Genomic DNA, 284 nt, shown 5'->3' with positions numbered 1-284 from the left:
GAACCGGAGCTCGGCGGTGTCGCTCGCGCGGATGCCGAGCTTCCCGGTGATCTTGTCACGGGTGAGACCGTCGCGGTCGCCCTCGACGAGGATCTGCGAGTAGCCGGAGTAGCGGTCGTCGATCTCGGGGTCGGTCTCGCAGACGACGACGAAGTAGTCGGCGACGGTGCCGTTCGTGATCCACATCTTCGAGCCGTTTATCACCCACTCGTCGCCGTCCTTCTCCGCGCGGGTCGCGACCGAGGTCACGTCCGAGCCCGCCTGCGGCTCCGAGATCGCCGACC

1 protein-coding gene is annotated in these 284 nt (G+C 67.6%); it reads right to left on the bottom strand.

Translation table 11 applies throughout. From position 1 onward, the window contains the following. The coding region (locus SM754_RS20185) for an acyl-CoA dehydrogenase family protein (protein ID WP_323677933.1) at positions 1-284 on the bottom strand (284 nt) is incomplete at both ends.

The organism is Halorubellus amylolyticus (genome assembly GCF_034808145.1).
GTDB lineage: Archaea > Halobacteriota > Halobacteria > Halobacteriales > Natrialbaceae > Halorubellus.
This window is presented reverse-complemented; position numbering and strand designations above follow the sequence as displayed.